Raw genomic sequence first — 18,180 nt, 5'->3', positions numbered from 1 at the left:
TATTTAGCCCGAATCGTTTTTGCCGGGCCTATATTTGTTGTTTTTGGCTCCGGTACTTTGTTTATCTCATATATAGTGTTGGAAGGATTTTGATCTATGACCGCCAAACGCAGTGACGCCATTACCCAGGGCTTCGAACGCACCCCGCACCGGGCTCTGCTCAAAGGAACCGGACTTCCCGACAGCTCGATGAACCGCCCCTTTATCGGGATCGCCACCTCTTTTACCGATCTGATTCCCGGCCATACCGGGATGCGTGAATTGGAGCGTTTCATCGAAAAAGGGGTCCATACCGGTGGTGGCCACGCTTTCTTTTTCGGCATCCCCGGGGTCTGCGACGGCATCGCCATGGGACACAAGGGGATGCACTATTCCCTGCCGACCCGGGAACTGATCGCCGACATGATCGAGTCGGTGGCCGAGGCCCATCGTCTCGACGGTCTGGTGCTACTCACCAATTGCGACAAGATCACCCCGGGCATGCTCATGGCTGCTGCGCGTCTCGACATCCCTTGCATCGTCGTCACCGCCGGGCCGATGATGACCGGCACCGGCCGTCAGGGGCGGCGCTTCTCTTTCGTCACCGACACCTTCGAGGCCATGGCCCGTTACAAGGCCGGGGTCATCGACGAAAAGGAACTAATGCAGTGCGAGGAGCACGCCTGTCCCACCGCCGGTTCCTGCCAGGGGCTCTTTACCGCCAACACCATGGCGATCCTCACCGAGACCCTGGGTATGAGCCTGCTGGGCTGCGGCACTGCCCTGGCCGTCTCCTCCCTGAAAAAGCGCATCGCCTTTGCTTCGGGGGAGCGGATCGTCGAATTGGTACGGGATAACATCACCCCGCGCCAAATTCTGACCAAGGCCGCCTTCGAGAATGCTATCCGCGTCGATCTGGCCTTGGGCGGTTCGAGCAACACCGTTCTGCATCTGCTCTCCATCGCCCGTGAGGCCGGAGTCGATCTGCCTCTGGAAGAATTCGATCGTCTCGGCCGCACCACGCCGCAGCTGGCCTCGATGAATCCTGGGGGCAAGCATTTCATGGAGGATCTCGATGCCGCTGGCGGTGTCGCCGCCGTCCTCTATCAGCTGCGTGATCTCATCCAAGACAACCCGACCCTGACCGGACTGTCGACCCAACAGATTATCGCCAGCGTCGCCGATGTCGACGAAGAAGTGGTGCATCCGGTCAGCGACCCGATTCGGGCCGAGGGTGGTCTCGCCATTCTCTCCGGCAACCTCGCCCCCGATGGGGCGGTGGTCAAGCAGTCCGGGGTCTCGGAGAAGATGATGCGCTTTTCCGGCAAGGCCCGTTGCTTTGAGTCGGAAGAAGCGGCGATGACGGCGCTCATGGGCGGGCAGGTAGTGGCCGGCGATGTGGTCGTGATCCGTTACGAAGGCCCCAAGGGTGGCCCCGGCATGCGCGAAATGCTGGCGCCGACGGCGACCCTCATGGGTCTCGGGCTGGGCGATAGTGTGGCGCTCATTACCGATGGCCGTTTTTCCGGCGGCACCCGTGGCCCCTGCATTGGCCATGTCTCCCCCGAGGCGGCGGTGGGCGGTCCGATCGCCCTGGTCGAAGACGGGGACACCATTGAGCTCGATATTCCCAATCGCGCGCTCAAGCTGCAGGTTGACGACGTCGTGCTGGCCGAACGCCGGGCCCGTTGGAGCCGGCCCGAGCCAAAAATCAAAACGGGCTGGCTGGCCCGCTACGCCGCCGTGGTGACCTCGGCCAACACTGGCGCTATCTGTAAAGCCGATTGAGTCAGCGGCCCGCCGACGGGGAAGTGGCGGGCCGCTCCCGATAGTGTTTTAAAAACCCTGGAGGAGATCTTTTCGTGAAAAAGACCGGTTCACAGATTTTACTCGAATGCCTGCGCCTGGAAGGGGTGGACACCATCTTTGGTTATCCCGGCGGGACGGTCATCAACATCTACGATGACCTGATGGATTCGCCGATCAAGCACATCCTGACCCGTCATGAGCAGGCCGCGGTCCATGCTGCCGACGGCTACGCCCGGGCCAGCGGCAAGGTCGGGGTGGCTATTGCCACCAGCGGCCCTGGCGCCACCAACACCATCACCGGCATCGCCACCGCCTACATGGATTCCATCCCTATGGTCATCATCACCGGGCAGGTGCCGACGCCCCTGATCGGCAACGATGCCTTCCAGGAAGCGGATGTGATCGGCATCACCCGGCCCATTACCAAGCACAATTACCTGGTGAAGAATGTCAATGATCTGGCCCGCATCATCAAGCAGGCTTTCTATATCGCCCGTACTGGCCGGCCCGGCCCGGTACTGGTCGACCTCCCCAAGGACGTGCAGGTCGCCACGGCCGAGTTTGAGTATCCGGAAACCGTGGAACTGCGCGGCTACAAGCCGACCTACAGCGGCAACGTACGGCAGATTGAGAACGCCGCCAAAATGATCATGGCCGCCCGCAAGCCGGTGTTGTATGTGGGGGGGGGCGTTACCCTCTCCAATACCTCGCAAGAGCTCATGCAGTTGGCCGAACTGATCCAGGCGCCGGTCACCACCACGCTTATGGCGATGGCGTCTTTTCCCAAGAAACACCCCCTGTCTCTGGGGATGCTCGGCATGCACGGCACCTATTATGCCAACATGGCGGTGACCAACTCGGACCTGCTGATCTCCGTCGGTGCGCGCTTCGACGATCGGGTTACCGGCAAAATCGCCACCTTCGCCCCCCACGCCAAGATCATCCATATCGACATTGATCCGACCTCGATCAAGAAGAATGTGCGGGTCGACCTTCCGATCGTCGGCGATCTCAAGGATGTGCTGAAAAAACTGGTGAGCAAGCTGGGTGAGCGCAAAGAAGAAATCCCAGCCCTGGTCGAAGCGACCGAAGGCTGGCGACAAGAAATCAATGGCTGGAAGACCCAGCATCCGATGAGCTATAAGGCTTCGAAGACCATCATCAAGCCCCAGTTCGTCATCGAAAAACTGCGCGAACTGACCCGGGACGATGCCATCATCACGACCGAAGTCGGCCAGCACCAGATGTGGACCGCCCAGTTCTTCGATTTCAGCCAACCACGCACCTTCCTCTCTTCCGGCGGACTCGGCACCATGGGCTACGGCCTACCGTCGGCCCTCGGCGCCCAGGCGGCCTTTCGCGAGCGGCAGGTCATCGATATCTCCGGCGACGGTTCCTTTCAGATGAATTCCCAGGAACTGGCGACCCTGGTTCAGTATCGCCTGCCGGTAAAGATTGTCATTCTCAACAACAACTTCCTCGGCATGGTTCGCCAGTGGCAGCATCTTTTCTTCCATAACCGCTACAGTCAGACCTGTATGGAACTGCCCATCGACTTCGTCAAGCTGGCCGAGGCCTACGGCGCTACTGGCCTGAGGGCGACCAAGCCCGAAGAGGTCGAGGAGGTCATCCGCAAGGCTCTCGAGACCCCGGGGCCGGTCATTATGGAGTTCAAGATTTCCCGCGAGGAAAACGTTATGCCGATGGTGCCGGCCGGTGCCGGGCTCAACGAAATGGTGCTGGCTTCCTGAGCCGGACCCGACAGCCTTTTTTGAGGAGAGTTTTTTGCTATGAAACACACCATTTCCGTGCTCGTGGAGAATGAGTTCGGGGTTCTGAGTCGGGTCGCCGGACTCTTTTCCGGAAGGGGCTTCAATATCGAAAGCCTCTCCGTGGCGCCGGCTCTCGATCCCACCATCTCCCGCATGACCATCGTCACCAGCGGCGACGACCAGGTTCTGGAGCAGATCACCAAACAGCTGAACAAACTGATCGACACCATCAAGATCATCGATTTCACCGGCCAGGATTTCATCGAGCGGGAGATGGGGATGATCAAGGTGACGGCCGAGGAAGGAACCCGCGCCGAAGTGTTGCGTATCGTCGACATCTTCCGTGCCAAGGTCGTCGATGTCACTCCCCGCTCCTACACCATCGAAGTGACCGGTTCGCCGTCGAAGATCGATGCGGTGGTCGAATTACTGCGACCGATGGGGATCAAGGAACTGGTGCGCAGCGGCCCGGTCGTTCTCGGGCGCGGTCCCAAGGGCTGGCGCAACAGCTGACAAAACGGACGGTGAAGACAACGAAGCGACGCAAGGGCGAAGCGTTACGAGGAAAAATCATAGCGCGGAGCCCTTGCATTATGTTATAAGTATGGGCCAAATTTCCGGGACTTGAACGGTCCCGCCACGAGGAGGAAAGAACTAATGAAGGTTTATTACGACAAGGATGCCAACCTGGGTGTTCTCAAAGGCAAGAAGATCGCCATCATCGGTTATGGCAGCCAGGGCCATGCCCATGCGAACAACCTGAAGGAAAGCGGTATCGAGGTCATTATCGCCGAGGCCCCCAAGGGCGGCGCGAACTGGGTCAAGGCCGAAAAGGCCGGTTTCACTGTGATGACCACACAGGACGCGGTCAAGGCGTCCGACGTCATCATGATCCTGCTGCCGGACGAACTGCAGGGGGACATCTACCGCGAGCAGATCGGCCCCTTTCTCAAGCCGGGCAGCTACATCGGTTTCGGCCACGGCTTCAACATCCACTACGGCCAGATCGTTCCTGGCAAGGACATCAACGTCTTCATGGTCGCCCCCAAGGGGCCCGGCCACACCGTGCGCCATGAGTACCAGCTGGGCGGCGGCGTTCCCTGCCTGATCGCCGTCGAGCAGGACCCCTCGGCCAATACCAAGGACGTGGCCATGGCCTATGCCAGCGGCATCGGCGGCGGCCGCGCCGGGATCATCGAGACCACCTTCAAGGAAGAGACCGAGACCGACCTCTTCGGCGAGCAGGCGGTTCTCTGCGGCGGCGCCACGGCGCTGGTCCAGGCTGGTTTCGAGACTCTGGTGGAAGCCGGCTATGCGCCGGAAATGGCCTACTTCGAGTGCCTGCACGAGCTCAAGCTGATCGTTGACCTGATGTATGAAGGCGGTATCGCCAACATGCGCTACTCCATTTCCAACACCGCCGAGTACGGCGATTTCACCCGCGGTCCCCGCATCGTCACGAGCGAGACCAAAGTGGCGATGAAAAAGATTTTGGAAGAGATCCAGAACGGCGAATTCGCTCGCGAGTGGATGCTGGAAAACCGCGCCAACAAGCCGGTGCTCAACGCTCTGCGGCGTAAAGGCGCGGCCCATCAGATCGAAGAAGTCGGCGAGCGTCTGCGTGGCATGATGAGCTGGATCGGCAAGAACAAAATGGTGGATAAAGAGCGCAACTAATCGGCTCGAATCACAGACGACCCGGCGGCCGAGTCCCTCGTGCCGCCGGGTTTTTCTATGGGGAAACGACCTTCATGAAAAATCACAATCAGCCGGTGGCGGTGGAGGGTTATCCCTTTATCGGCCTTTTCGCTTTCGTGACCTTGATCCTGGCCTTGCTCGGCTGGGGTTTCCTGACCTTTCTCTGCCTCTGTCTGACCCTCTTCAGCGTCTATTTCTTCCGCAACCCCGAGCGGGTCGTGCCGAGCCAGGACGATGCCGTGGTGGCTCCGGCCGACGGCAAGGTCGTCTTTGTCGGCCCAGTCCAGGAGGAGCGCTGTTTCAAGGGGGAGGCGGTCAAGGTCAGCATCTTCATGTCGGTCTTCAACGTTCATGTCAACCGGGCGCCCTTTTCCGGCAAGGTCGTCGATATGTTCTATAACAAGGGGCAGTTTCTCAATGCCTCTCTCGACAAGGCCAGTCTGGACAATGAGCAGGGAGGGATCGTGCTCGAGACGGCCAATGGTCAGCGCCTGCTTTTCGTCCAGATTGCCGGTCTCATCGCCCGCCGCATCGTTACCTATCCCAAAGTCGGTGATCTTCTGGAAAAGGGGGAGCGTTACGGCCTGATCCGCTTCGGTTCCCGGGTCGACGTCTATTTTCCCGCCGGCAGCGAAGTTTCCGTTCGTCTCGGCGATCGCACCGTTGCCGGCGAGACGATCATCGGCACCCTCCGTTAGTTTTGCCCTTGCCGGGTTTCGCCGTTCAGTACCATCGATAAAGTCAAAGCATCCATGCCCGGCGGGTGTGGATGTTTTGACTTTTCCTTTTAGCACGCTCGGACCAACTTCCACGCCACTCACCCACTCATCTTAAAGCCCAAAGATCAGGGGACAAGCAACGATGTCCGCAACGAAAAAACGTATTGTCGTCGCCATGAGCGGCGGGGTCGATTCCAGCGTCACGGCCGCTCTGCTCAAGGAGCAGGGGCATGAAGTGATCGGCATGACCATGCAGATCTGGGACTATTCCTCTTTCGCGGAAAAAAATGGCGAAACCTGCGGCAGCTGTTGTTCCCACGACGATGTCCACGACGCCCGAAGGGTCGCGGAAAGCCTCGATATCCCTTTTTATGTGGTGAATTTTGAAAAGGATTTCCAGCGGCAGGTCATCGACCGCTTCTGCGACGACTACTTCGCCGGCCGCACCCCCAATCCCTGCGTGCTCTGTAATCAGAGACTCAAATTCGAGCTGCTGTTGCGGCGGGCGCGGGAACTGGAGGCCGATCTCCTCGCCACCGGCCATTATGCCCGTATCGAGCGCGAGCCGGAGGGCTTCGTCTTGCGTAAAGGGCTCGATCCGGCCAAGGATCAGAGCTATTTTCTCTTCACTCTGACCCAGGAAGAGATGGCACGGGTCATCTTCCCCCTCGGTGTAATGAGCAAGGAAGAGGTGCGTGCCCATGCCGCCCGGCTCAATCTGCGGGTGGCGGAGAAGGCGGAAAGTCAGGATATCTGTTTCGTTCCCGATGGCGACTACGTGCGTTTTCTTGAAGAGGAGCGCGGCGGCGGGCACATGGACGGTGAAATTGTCCATGTCTCGGGGCAGGTCCTCGGTCGCCACCGGGGCACCTACCGCTACACCATCGGTCAGCGCAAGGGGCTGGGGCTGGCCTGGTCCGAACCTCTGTACGTGGTCGCTATCGATGCCGCGAACAAACGGGTTGTGGTCGGGGAAAAGCCCCATCTAGCGGTGCGCGAACTGCGGTTGCGGGAAGTCACCTGGAGTCTCGCGGCGCCACCAGGGGAGCTGCGTATGGCCTGTCGCATTCGCTACCGTCATCATGAAGTGCCGGCGACGGTGACGCCGCTGGAGCATGACGAGGCCTGTGTCGTCTTCGATACGCCGCAAAACGGCGTGACTCCCGGGCAGGCGGCGGTCTTCTACGACGGCTACCGGGTTGTGGGCGGAGGGTGGATCGCTTGAGCCGGACCGTCGCCATCGCCACCCTGGGCTGCAAGACCAACCAGTTCGAGTCGGCGGCCATGGAAGAACGGCTGAATGCCGTCGGATTCACCGTTGTGCCTTTCGCCGCCGGGGCGTCCCTGGTCATCGTCAACAGCTGCACGGTGACCGCCGCCACCGATTCCCAGTCCCGCAACCTGATCCGCAAGGCCCGGCGGCTCAATCCTGACTGTCGGGTGGTGGTGACGGGCTGTTACGCTCAGGTCGACCCCCAGGCGTTGCGGGATATCCCCGGCGTCGCCGTGGTTCTCGGCAATGCCGAAAAGAGGAATTTTCTCGACTTTCTTGAAGAGGCCGGGGAGGGGACGCGCGTCGCTGTCTCCGATATTTCTGCCGAAACGGAGGCGGTTCCTTTGCCGTTGACCGCTTTTGCCGAACGCAGCCGGGCCTTTGTCCAGATCCAGAATGGCTGTAACGCTTTCTGTTCCTACTGCATCATCCCCTATGCCCGGGGGCGTAGCCGTTCGGTCCGGGCGGACGAGGTTGTCGAGCAGATTCGGTCGCTGACGGCGCGGGGCTATACCGAAGTGGTGCTGACCGGTATCCACATCGGCGGTTACGGCCTCGATTTGGCCCCGGCCACGACGCTGTTGGAACTGGTTGAGCGCATCGAAGGGGAAACGGAACTTGCGCGTCTGCGTCTGGGCTCGCTGGAACCGACGGAAATTCCCGATTCTCTCATCGAGCGGATCGCCGATTCCGCCATCCTTTGCCCCCATTTTCACATCCCCTTGCAGGCCGGGGATGATGCCGTGCTGCAGCGCATGAATCGCCATTACGATACCCGTTTCTTTCGCGACCTGGTGACAACGATCCACCGGCGCCTCCCCGAAGCGGCCATCGGGCTTGATCTCATCACCGGCTTTCCCGGCGAAAGCGATGACGAATTCGCCCACACCCTGCAGTTGATCGAGGAGTTACCGGTATCCCATCTGCATGTTTTTCCCTTCAGCCGCCGTCCCGGAACCCCGGCGGCAGCCATGGCCGGACAGGTGCATGGCGCGATTGTCAAGGAGCGGGCCGCGCGACTGCGGGAACTGGGGGAGAGAAAGCATCGGGCGTTTGCGCAAAGCTTCATCGGTCGCACTCTGGAGGTGGTCGTTGAAAGGGGCGCAGGGCGCGGTGCCTGCCGAGGCTTGACCCGTAATTATCTCAATGTTCTTTTCCCCGGAAACGCTCGGCTTGCCGGAAGACGCCTGCCGGTGACCGTTGATGCCTGGCGGGACGGGGCCTTGCACGGTACCCTGGCATGAGCAAACGGCGGGAGGAGTTGTTCGCTGAGGGTAAGGATGCCGGCACACGTCTCGACCTTTTTCTTGCCGGATGTCTCGCCGGCGTTTCGCGCAAGACCATCAAGCGGGCGTTGGACGGGGGCTGCGTCTTTGTCGATGGCCGAGTGCAACGCCGCGCCAATTACTCGTTACGGGGGAATGAACGGGTTTTTTTGACCCTTGCCGGGGAGAGTCCGCCGCCAGCGAAACCGGAACTGCACATCCTTTATCGGGATGAAGGCCTCCTTGCCATCGACAAACCGGCGGGGTTTCACTCCCATCCCACCGTGGACGGTCGGGGCAACGCCCTCGACCTCGTTCGTGAAGAATTGGCCGCAGGGGAGGGGGGCGAAACTCCGATCTTGCTCCATCGCCTCGACGGGGATACCACCGGCGTGCTCCTCTTTGCCCTCAATATCGAAACGAATCGCGACCTGGCCCGTCAGTTCGCGCAGCGTCAAGTCGAAAAGACCTATCTGGCGCTGGTGGCGGGCAATCCCCCAGACGTGTTTTCCGTGCGTAATAGCCTCAAAGCCGGTGTGCGGGGCCGGACCATTGCCGTCACCAGCGGTGGCCAAATCGCCGAGACCCATTTTCGTACTCTTTCCCGGGCTGCGCAGTTCGCTCTGGTCGAAGCCCTACCGAAAACCGGGCGCACCCACCAGATCCGTACCCATCTTGCCGGCTTGGGCCATCCCCTGTTAGGGGATGAGCTTTACGGTGGTCCGACCTCTCTCTCCTTGGGCGGAAGCTGTCTTCACCTGCGGCGCCATCTGCTCCATGCCTCGCGCCTTGGCTTTTTCTCCCCGGAATCCCGCCACTTCATGACCATCGATGCGCCCCTTCCGACTGATTTTCTTCCGTTTTTGAGGGAGTTCTCCCCAGCCCCCGGGGTGTAAATCCATCGCCTCGACAAATCATTTCCTGATCTGCTTTATTACATCGATTGGCTTTTATCTGATCGCTTTTAGGTTAAAATTGATGTCGAGGCACGTTTTTTGCTAATTAGAAATATTGAGTCTAATGGTCGTGATTGTTCTGGTGAAATCACCGCTATTTATGGAAAAAACGGCGATATAGCCACGAAAAGGGATATTGCATGACCGATACGGCGGAACCGCTACCCAATTCCTTGACAGTGCAGAGCAGCGACGGCAGCTATGCCTTGCGCCTGGTCGTGGTCAATGACGGCCTGGAGTGCCGAGGGGCGGTCGTCGTTAAAAAACCGAGTCTCGAGCTTTCTCCCGAGCGACTGCTCGCCATTTTCAAGGAATTTGGCATTCGTTACGGCCTGATCAAGCAACAGTGCCTGGAACTCTGTTACGCCGTGCGACACGGAAAGTCCTGCTCTAACCTCCTTTTGGCCCGCGGTACCCTTCCTTTCCCCGGAAAGGATGGCTATGTCGAGTTTTCGCCCGGGGTCTACCGTGAACGTCCTGATTTTTCCGAAGCAGAAGACGGCCATGTCGACTTTCGCCGGTTGAATGTTCATGGCAATGTCCGGCCGGGTCAGTTGATCGGAACCTTGCGCCCCGCCACTCCGGGAACGGACGGCAAGGGAGTTCGGGGGGAAGTTGTGGCGGCTGTGGCTGGTGAACCCTTGGCCCTCGAGCTGGGAGAGGGAGTGCGCGGCCCCGATGCCCAAAGACAGATTCATGCCGAACGGGAAGGGCGAGTCGTTTTTGACGGCAAGATGCTCGAAGTCAGCGAGATTCATCTGGTCGAAGGCGATATCGACCTGGAAACCGGGCATATCGATTTTATCGGTTTTGTCGAGGTGCGTGGGGATGTTCCGGACGGTTTTCAGATCAAAGCGCGGCGGGGCGTTAAAATCGGCGGGATTGCCGGGGCCTGTCTCATCGAATCCGAAGGGGATGTGGAGTTGCGCGGCATGGCCGGGAAGGGGACGGGGAAAATCCTCTGCCGGGGTAATTTGACGGCGCATTTCCTTAACGATGTCGAGGTGGAATGCGCCAACCATGTTCTCGTGCAGAATGAAATCCGCAATTCCCTGATCAAGTGCCTGGGGCTGGTCAGCCTCCCCAAGGGGATGATTACCGGCGGGGATTGTATCGCCCTGGGCGGTATCGAAGCGAACAAGGTCGGCGCACCCTCGGGGCTGCGCACCGAACTGGAGGCGGGAATCGACTACCGCGTGCGCGAGAAGCTCTGTGAGGCTCGCGACGAACTCCATGAGATCAATACCGAATTGCTCGAAATTAACAGCATTCTGGGTTCATTGAAGGCTCGCCTGGAAAGTGGTTTGCCCTTGAGTGACGGGGAAAAAGCCCGAATCACCGAACTCGCGGCCAAACTCGCTGAGTGCGAAAGCCAGCGACAACAGTTGCTCAATCAGATCGAAACCTTACAGGGGCAGGACAATAACCAGGCGAACGGCAAAGTAAATGTGAAATCTCTGCTTTTCGAAGGGGTGATTGTTGCTATCGGCAAGGCGCGCGAAACGATCAAGGCTGAGCGTCAAGGGCCCCTTTCCCTGATCGAAAATTCCCTTGATCACCAGCTTCGCTTCCTGCCGATGACCCCGCTGATGAAAACCTCCCGCGAACTCGAAAGAGAGTTGCTGGAAAATTCCCCACCGGAATAGCCCGCCTGATTTCCCCGAATCTTTTTGCCCCCCTTTGACGGATAGTGTATTTTGCCTGGTGCCCAAAAGCTTGCGCGGTCGCTTGTGCCAGGCCGCTGCTCTCTGTTTGTTTGATTCCGGTTATCTGAATTCATTGGAGTGTTTATGATCCTTCCTGCTATCGCTATCGTCTTCGGCCTCATCTTGCTGGTGTGGAGCGCGGACCGCTTCGTCGAAGGTGCGGCTTGCGTTGCCCGTCATTACGGCATGCCGCCGTTGCTCATCGGTATGGTCATCGTCGGCTTCGGCACCTCGGCGCCGGAAATGGTGGTTTCGGCGATTTCCGCCGCTCAGGGCAACCCTGGGATCGCTCTCGGCAACGCCTACGGCTCGAATATCACCAATATCGCCCTGATTCTTGGGGTGACGGCATTGATCAGTCCCATCGCGGTCCATTCCCAAGTGCTGCATAAAGAGCTGCCGATACTTGCCGGAATGACCGTTCTCGCGGCTTGGCAGTTGTGGGACGGGTCGATCACCCGGTTCGATGCGGTGGTCTTGTTGCTGGTTTTCGCCGGTTTGATGGGCTGGACGATTTGGCAAGGTTTGCGGAAGCGGGTCGATCGTCTGGGGTCGGAGATCGAAGAGGAACTTTCCACCCACCCCATGCCGATCAATCGGGCTTTTTTCTGGCTGGCGGCTGGTCTTTTGCTGCTGATCGCCAGTTCCCGCATGCTGGTTTGGGGATCTGTGGAAATCGCTCATCTTCTGGGGGTGAGTGATCTGATTATCGGGCTGACCATCGTTGCGGTCGGAACCTCCCTGCCCGAGTTGGCGTCATCGGTGATCGCCGCGCGCAAAGGGGAACACGATATCGCTCTCGGCAACATCATCGGCTCCAACCTCTTCAATACCCTGGCTGTGGTCGGTATCGCCGGCGCCATCCACCCCTTGACTGTCGGTCCGGAAGTTTTTTCCCGGGACCTGATGGTCATGGGCGGCGTGACGATTTCACTTTTTCTGATGGGTTGGGGATTTCGCGGACCCGGACGGATCAACCGCTGGGAGGGAGGGACGTTGCTCTGTGTTTACCTGGGCTACAACGCCTATCTGGCGAGCGAGGTCTTTCTCAAGTAGCTGCCGTCAGCGGGCATTCATGCGAATCGTTTCGTCGTTATCTTCGGGCTCTTCATCGCTTTCGCCCGAGTAAAAGCGGTAGTCGTTTCCGCCCGCCTGTTTTGCCTGGTACATGGCGATGTCGGCGTTTTTCAGCAGTTCTTGAGTGTTGCCGGCATCCATCGGGTAGAGGGCGATGCCGATGCTGAGGGAGGTGAAGATCTCGCTCTCTTCGTGGATGACCGGTTCAACGCCAGCGGTCAGGAGGCGACGGGCGGTGTTGGCGGCATCCTGATGGGTGGCGATGTTCTCCAGGATCACGGCGAATTCGTCGCCGCCGAGGCGGGCGATGGTGTCGTTCCCGCGGACGCAGGTGCCGAGACGGTGGGAGAGGGTCTTGAGCAGGGTGTCGCCGGCGGCGTGTCCCAGGGTGTCGTTGACGCTCTTGAAACGGTCGAGGTCGATGAACATCAAGCCCAGCTGCCGGCCTTCGCGCTGGGCCAGTTGCATCGACTGGCGCAGGCGGTCGTTGAAGACCAGCCGGTTCGGCAATCCGGTGAGAAAATCGTACTGGGCCAGCTGTTCCAGTTTCTGTTCCGCCATCTTCCTCTCGGTGATGTCCTTGGCGACATAGACCAGCCCCTCGGCCGCACTTTCCCCTTCTTTGAGCCAGCCCGTAGATAGAAGCACGGGGATCTCCCTGCCGTCTTTCGCCAGGAGAACTTTCTCGGCGTTGCTGCACAGGTGTGGCAGCAGGTTGAGATCATCGATCAACTCGGGGTCGGGTTCGCCCGGAGAAAAATCCTTGAGAATCAGCGCGATATTCTGTCCGATCAATTCATTTTCCCGGTAGTCGAGCATTTCGCAAGTGGCCTGGTTGACGCCGCGAATCAGGAACTGGTTGGAGGTGACGATCAGGCTGTCGTTCATGTTGTACAGAATCGAATCGACATAGGCCTTGGAGACGGTGGTGGCTTCCAGTTCCGACGCCATATTCAGAAAGGCAATCCCCAGTTCGCCGATATCGTCGTGGGGATCCATGGTTTCCAGTTGCGGAAATTCCCGGCGTCCCCGGCCAAAAGCCCGGACTGCATCCTTGATATGGCGCAAGGGCGAGATGAGCATGCGCGTCGAGGCGATATTGACGACTAGGGTGATCAAGGTCAGCAGGGCGAGGAAAAAGATCGTCAGCCAATAGCTGTTCTGTCCAGCCAGGGTGATCAGTGAGCTGACATGGCCATCAAAGGTGTTGCGGTAAAATTCGGCGAAGTAGCGCAACTGTTTGTCCAGATTTTGCTGTTCCGTCGCCAGTTGTTGCAGTTCCGCGACCTTCTCCCCGGCGTCCTCCCCTTCGGCTAGGGGCAGGTAGATTTGAACGGCACGCTGGGCATAGTTCTGATAGTCGTCTTTGACTTCATGGAGATTTTCATTGCGTTTGGAATGGAGTCGGTCGCTGTCGTGGGAGAGGTGTGACAGGGTCTCCATCATCGCCAGGATGCGCTGAGTCAGGCCGTTGGCTTTATTTACCGACTCAGGCAGGCCAAAAAGGAAACTCTCTTCGTAGAGATCCTGCTGGGTTTCGAAGAGCGTCAGCAGTTCTGCCGAGCGCATCGCCAGATGGAAGTCAAGATCGCGCACATGGGTGAGGTGATCCTTGAGTCGGTGATTGCTGTAAAGAGCAAAACCGGTCGCCACCAGAAACCCGAGCAGGGCGATATTGACACAGAACCAGATTTTATGGCGAACGGAACCGAGGAGTTTCAACCTTATTCCTCTCGGATGATGGAAACGGATTTAACACGGTTGTCGTTAACGCTGTTGTCGATATAGCCGATGGCCTTGGTATTGGCGGCGATTGTTTCCAGCATCTCCTCGTCGCCAGTGACTTCCCGGGGGGGGAGACCCTCACCGGAAAAAAGGACGCGTTTCCAGTACATGCTCAGCTGCCGGGGCGATTTCCCGAGGATGTTTTGAGAAAAGTTCCGATGTGTTTCACCGGATTCCTGCAACAGCACCTCGATGGCGTTACCGTCGTCCCAAAACACCTTTTTCCCCAGGAAAATACTACGGACTTCCGTGAGTTCGAGGCTCGATATCGGGTTGTCCCGGTGAACCACCAGGACCGCTTCTCCCGCCAGGGCCGGCCCGGACCAGAGGAGCAGAAGCAGAATCGAAATGATGCGAATGTCGGTCATCTCGATCCTCCCTAGAAGTTGTAAGAGGCCTTCAGGACATAATAGTACCAGTCCCGCTTGACCCCTTCCGGTGGTGGGTTGAAGAGTGGCAGTTGCAGGCCGGCGCCGTCGACCTTGTGCCATTCCGCTTTGAGTACCCAGCTATCGTTCACATCCCAGCGCAGGCCCAGGCCAAAATCCTTGCGCCAGCCCAGGTAATCCAGTTCTCCTCTCGCCTCCAGTTCGCTTCCGTCACGGTCATCCTTATCCGCGTAGAAGACGTCGTAAAGGGCGTAAATAACCACCGGATCGATCAGGCGGTAGCTAACCTGCACATACCCCCCCTGGGAACGGCCGTCGGGAACATCGTTGTCGAAGACGACGCGATCGCCCGTGGCTTCCATGTACTCGGCGGAGATTTGCCAGCTTTCCCGGGCATATTCGGCGGAATAGACGATAAAGTCCTTCATGTTGCCCGAGGCTTCCGCGCGAAAGATGGAGCCGTCCCGGTTGCGCAGCTTGAAATCGAACTCACTTTTGCCGGTGAAATAAGAGACGCCCAGGCGCAGGCCTTCCACCGGCGGAGAGTAGATCAGCGAACCACCGTAAACATAGCGGTTGTCCGACTCGAAAGCAGTCACGCGCCGTCCGGCTTTGCCGGCCATTTTTTCTCCCAGGGCACGCATGCCCCGGGCCTGGCCCGAGTCTTCGGGGAAATTGACCTCGCCGTAATAGGCCTGATATTCGAGATCGCCGCTGGCGCCAAAGGAGAGGTTGCCGTAGATACTGCCGCCGGTGGCAGCGACCACCAGGTTCCGTTTGTTTTCGTCGTAGATGCTCTGCGGCAGGAAGACCGTCGGGCGCAGAAAATCCGAATCTCGCCCCTGGTTGTAGAGGCCGATCGGTAGCTTGACCTTGCCGAGGCGGACGCCGAGCCAGTCACGCCAACGATAATCGGCCATCCCCCAGTCGATATTGATCTTGTTGTTGCCTTCGGCGCCGAGATCCCGGGACAGAAGCTGCAGTCCAACGCGCAGGTTGTCGGTGATTTCGCCGTTGAGGGTCAGGCCGAATTCATTAATCTGGAAGGATCCGTCTTTTGACTCGCCGAAAAAGTTATTGTCCTGACTTTTGATGTAGCCTTGAGAAAGAAAGCCGTTGATGCGCATTTTCGTGCCCAGGTCGAAAGACCAGGCGGAAAGCTGGGCAAAATGCAGAATTAGTCCGAAACTCAGAACAGTGAAGAAAGTACGCGAAAATTTCATGAAAAATCCCCGGGGTTGGCCGCTGGTTGATCCAGTTGAGATTCCTTAAGGATTTGCAACAATCAGGCCATCCGAATAAAGGGAATGAACGATTCTGTTCAGGCCCAAGAAGCCCTTTAGTTGGAGTTTGTCTCAGCTTCTAAGTGCCTGAAATAATTAGCTGACCGATTGTCCTGCCGATGCGGATGAACAGAAGATCAAAAAATGATCGGGAAATTGCCGGATTCCGTCTACGTCTTTTCGCTTCTATCTTTTCTTTCCCCGGTTTTTTAACGAACTTAGACGAACGTCATTTATCTCGTTACGAGTGGAATTTTTTTGACACCCGTGATCGATCAGCTGTCGATTTCATCGAGCAGGATCTGGAATGCCTGCAGGCCGACGACGGGGGCTCGGCAGCTGCGGTCGCGACAAAGGTAGGCACGGGCTTCTCCATCTTTGGCGGTTTTTCCCCCAAGGAAAGGAATCCGTTTCGTTCCTTCGTCCGTATCGGGGGAGTGCAGGAGGAGAAATCCTTCCGGCAGGAAGCGGCGCCTTACGGCATCGAGCATCGAGCGGACTTCGCTGCTTTCGCTGGACGCGGCAAGGACGATCTCCAGTGGCGGGGAAAGGGCCAGGTCGAGCGCGCATAACTGCTGGGCATAGGCCCGGGGATGCTTGACGAATTCCGCCATTCCTTTTTTTAGAAGGGTTTCTCCCCGTGCTTCGAGATCCCGGCGCTCGAGGAGCCGGCCCAGACGCAGGAGATTGGCGGCGGCGACGGACGAGCCCGAGGGGAGGGCGCCGTCCATGGGATTACAGGAACGGTCGAGGATCTCTTCGGCATCGCTTGCTTCATCGAAAAGTCCGCCTTGGCCGTCATCAAAGAGTTTCAGCATCTCTTTCGTCAGGGTCAGGGCGTCATCCAGATCCTTCTCGCGAAAATCCGCCAGAAAGAGCTCAAGTCGCCCCCAGGCGAAAAACGCATAATCTTCGAGAAAACCGGGAATGGCCGCCTGATTCTCCCGCCAGCGGCGCAGCAGGCGGCCGTCAGATCGGCGCAGGTGCGTCCCGATGAAAACGGCGGCGCGGCGTGCTGCCTGGATTAGCTCGATGTCACCGGTAACAGCGCCGAGTCGGGCGAGGGCGGCGATCGCTAGACCGTTCCAGGCGACAAGAATCTTATCGTCGCGAAAGGGGCGCACCCGTTTCTGACGCACCGCCAGAAGTTGTCGCCGGGCCTGGTCAAGACGGGCCGTAAGCGTCGCCAAATCGAGTTTTGGGGAGGTCGCAAGCGCTTCGAAGGGGAGGGCTTGGCGAAGGACCATCCCCTCGCGCAGACCCTTTTCCCCTTCCAGGCCATAAGCCGCAAAAAATAGCACGGCATCCTCTCGACCAAGAATGGCCTCGATCTCTTCGTTCCGCCAGAGATAATAGGTCCCCTCAGCCCCTTCGGAATCGGCATCTTCGCCGCAGTGAAAGGCCCCCAGGTCGTCAACGAGTTCAGCGAGAAGATAAGCGGCGGTGTCCCGTGCCGTAGCGAGCAGATCCTCGGCGCCGGTAGCCTGATAGGCTTCCACCGCGGCGAGAATGAATGTCGCCTGGTCGTAGAGCATCTTTTCAAAGTGGGGAATGTGCCACTGACGGTCGACAGCGTAACGATGCAGGCCGTAGCCGAGTTGGTCGTAAACGCCCCCTTGTCGGATGGCGCGCAGGGTATGCAGGACCATCGCTGTCGCCTCGGGATGGTCGAAGCGGCGCGCCAGACGCACAAGCAGAGACAGGTTGTGGGGGGCGGGAAATTTGGGGGCAGCGCCGAAGCCGCCCCAGTCGGCATCGTAGTCCCGGCGGTATTCATCCAGCGCGCGGCGCAGGGGCGCATCGTTCAATGGTTGAGCTTCTCGTTTAGGATCACGGATATCCGCCAGGGCTTGGCACAACTGCCCGGCGCTGTGCCGAATCCCGGACTCGTCTCCACGCCAGGCTTCGGCAATCCGCTGTAGCAGATAGATCAGTCCCGGTTGTCCGGGGCGGCTTTCGCGAGGCAGATAGGTCGCGGCAAAAAAGGGCTCCTTTTCCGGGGTTAGAACCAAGGTCAGGGGCCAGCCCCCCTGGCCCGTCATCATTTGACATACGGTCATGTAGGTCTGGTCGATATCCGGGCGTTCCTCCCGATCGACCTTGACCGGGATGAATCCGGCGTTGAGCAGCGCGGCAACCTCGTCGTCTTCGAAAGATTCCCGTTCCATGACGTGGCACCAGTGACAGGTCGCATAGCCGATGGAAAGGAAGACCGGCCGGTTACTTCTCCGGGCCAGGGCGAAGGTCGCCTCGTCCCAGGGCTGCCAGTGAACGGGGTTGGGCGCGTGTTGAAGCAGATAGGGGCTCTTTTCTTCGGCAAGACGGTTGACGAGGGTGACCTTGGGGAAATTCGCGGGATCGTAAGGAAATTTAGACATGCCGACTCCAGAAAAATGGTTTTCATGAGTCTAGCAACAGGGAGGGCTTTGACAAGGGGGGAGAGGCTGTGCGGCGGTAGATAAAAAAATG

The 18,180-nt window shown here is 58.8% G+C and carries 14 protein-coding genes; 10 read left to right on the top strand and 4 right to left on the bottom strand.

The window, feature by feature from the left end:
• Positions 1 to 96: 96 nt before the first annotated feature.
• From ilvD to BQ4888_RS02065, 10 genes are all read left to right on the top strand, one after another.
• Entirely contained in the window at positions 97 to 1,767 is a 1,671-nt protein-coding gene (ilvD, locus tag BQ4888_RS02110) for a dihydroxy-acid dehydratase (protein ID WP_092053017.1), read from the top strand.
• A gap of 74 nt (positions 1,768 to 1,841) precedes the next feature.
• Complete coding sequence (ilvB, locus tag BQ4888_RS02105) at positions 1,842 to 3,539, top strand: biosynthetic-type acetolactate synthase large subunit (protein ID WP_092053014.1); 1,698 nt, start codon at positions 1,842 to 1,844, stop codon at positions 3,537 to 3,539.
• A 39-nt stretch (positions 3,540 to 3,578) separates the two neighbouring features.
• Positions 3,579 to 4,073: an acetolactate synthase small subunit gene (gene ilvN / locus BQ4888_RS02100; protein WP_092053012.1), complete on the top strand. Its 495-nt coding sequence runs from the start codon at positions 3,579 to 3,581 to the stop codon at positions 4,071 to 4,073.
• Between the two features lie 144 nt (positions 4,074 to 4,217).
• Positions 4,218 to 5,237 (top strand): ketol-acid reductoisomerase, encoded by a 1,020-nt coding sequence (gene ilvC / locus BQ4888_RS02095; RefSeq protein WP_092053010.1) that lies wholly within the window; start codon positions 4,218 to 4,220, stop codon positions 5,235 to 5,237.
• Positions 5,238 to 5,311: 74 nt separating this feature from the next.
• Positions 5,312 to 5,956, top strand: coding sequence for a phosphatidylserine decarboxylase family protein (locus BQ4888_RS02090; protein ID WP_092053008.1), 645 nt, complete (start codon positions 5,312 to 5,314; stop codon positions 5,954 to 5,956).
• 163 nt (positions 5,957 to 6,119) lie between these two features.
• Positions 6,120 to 7,202: a tRNA 2-thiouridine(34) synthase MnmA gene (gene mnmA / locus BQ4888_RS02085; protein WP_092053006.1), complete on the top strand. Its 1,083-nt coding sequence runs from the start codon at positions 6,120 to 6,122 to the stop codon at positions 7,200 to 7,202.
• Entirely contained in the window at positions 7,190 to 8,494 is a 1,305-nt protein-coding gene (gene mtaB / locus BQ4888_RS02080) for a tRNA (N(6)-L-threonylcarbamoyladenosine(37)-C(2))-methylthiotransferase MtaB (RefSeq protein ID WP_420841939.1), read from the top strand. The genes mnmA and mtaB overlap by 13 nt, the downstream gene beginning before the upstream one ends.
• Positions 8,491 to 9,411 (top strand): RluA family pseudouridine synthase, encoded by a 921-nt coding sequence (locus tag BQ4888_RS02075; RefSeq protein WP_092053001.1) that lies wholly within the window; start codon positions 8,491 to 8,493, stop codon positions 9,409 to 9,411. Before mtaB ends, BQ4888_RS02075 begins: the two co-directional genes overlap by 4 nt.
• A gap of 200 nt (positions 9,412 to 9,611) precedes the next feature.
• The gene (locus BQ4888_RS02070) at positions 9,612 to 11,117 is read left to right on the top strand and encodes a flagellar assembly protein A (RefSeq protein WP_092052998.1); all 1,506 of its coding nucleotides are present in this window, start codon (positions 9,612 to 9,614) and stop codon (positions 11,115 to 11,117) included.
• A gap of 144 nt (positions 11,118 to 11,261) precedes the next feature.
• Positions 11,262 to 12,233: a calcium/sodium antiporter gene (locus tag BQ4888_RS02065; protein WP_092052996.1), complete on the top strand. Its 972-nt coding sequence runs from the start codon at positions 11,262 to 11,264 to the stop codon at positions 12,231 to 12,233.
• A gap of 6 nt (positions 12,234 to 12,239) precedes the next feature.
• Here the strand turns inward: BQ4888_RS02065 and BQ4888_RS02060 are convergent, their stop codons facing one another.
• From BQ4888_RS02060 to BQ4888_RS02045, 4 genes are all read right to left on the bottom strand, one after another.
• On the bottom strand, positions 12,240 to 13,976 hold the full coding sequence (locus BQ4888_RS02060; protein ID WP_092052993.1) for a diguanylate cyclase domain-containing protein: 1,737 nt from the start codon (positions 13,974 to 13,976) through the stop codon (positions 12,240 to 12,242).
• 2 nt (positions 13,977 to 13,978) lie between these two features.
• Complete coding sequence (locus tag BQ4888_RS02055; protein ID WP_092052991.1) at positions 13,979 to 14,407, bottom strand: type 2 periplasmic-binding domain-containing protein; 429 nt, start codon at positions 14,405 to 14,407, stop codon at positions 13,979 to 13,981.
• Positions 14,408 to 14,418: 11 nt separating this feature from the next.
• Positions 14,419 to 15,651 (bottom strand): porin family protein, encoded by a 1,233-nt coding sequence (locus BQ4888_RS02050; RefSeq protein WP_092052988.1) that lies wholly within the window; start codon positions 15,649 to 15,651, stop codon positions 14,419 to 14,421.
• Between the two features lie 335 nt (positions 15,652 to 15,986).
• On the bottom strand, positions 15,987 to 18,089 hold the full coding sequence (locus tag BQ4888_RS02045) for a thioredoxin domain-containing protein (RefSeq protein WP_092052986.1): 2,103 nt from the start codon (positions 18,087 to 18,089) through the stop codon (positions 15,987 to 15,989).
• Positions 18,090 to 18,180: the final 91 nt, after the last annotated feature.

It is taken from the genome of Desulfuromonas acetexigens, from assembly GCF_900111775.1.
GTDB classification, from domain to species: Bacteria; Desulfobacterota; Desulfuromonadia; order Desulfuromonadales; family Trichloromonadaceae; genus Trichloromonas; species Trichloromonas acetexigens.
This window is presented reverse-complemented; position numbering and strand designations above follow the sequence as displayed.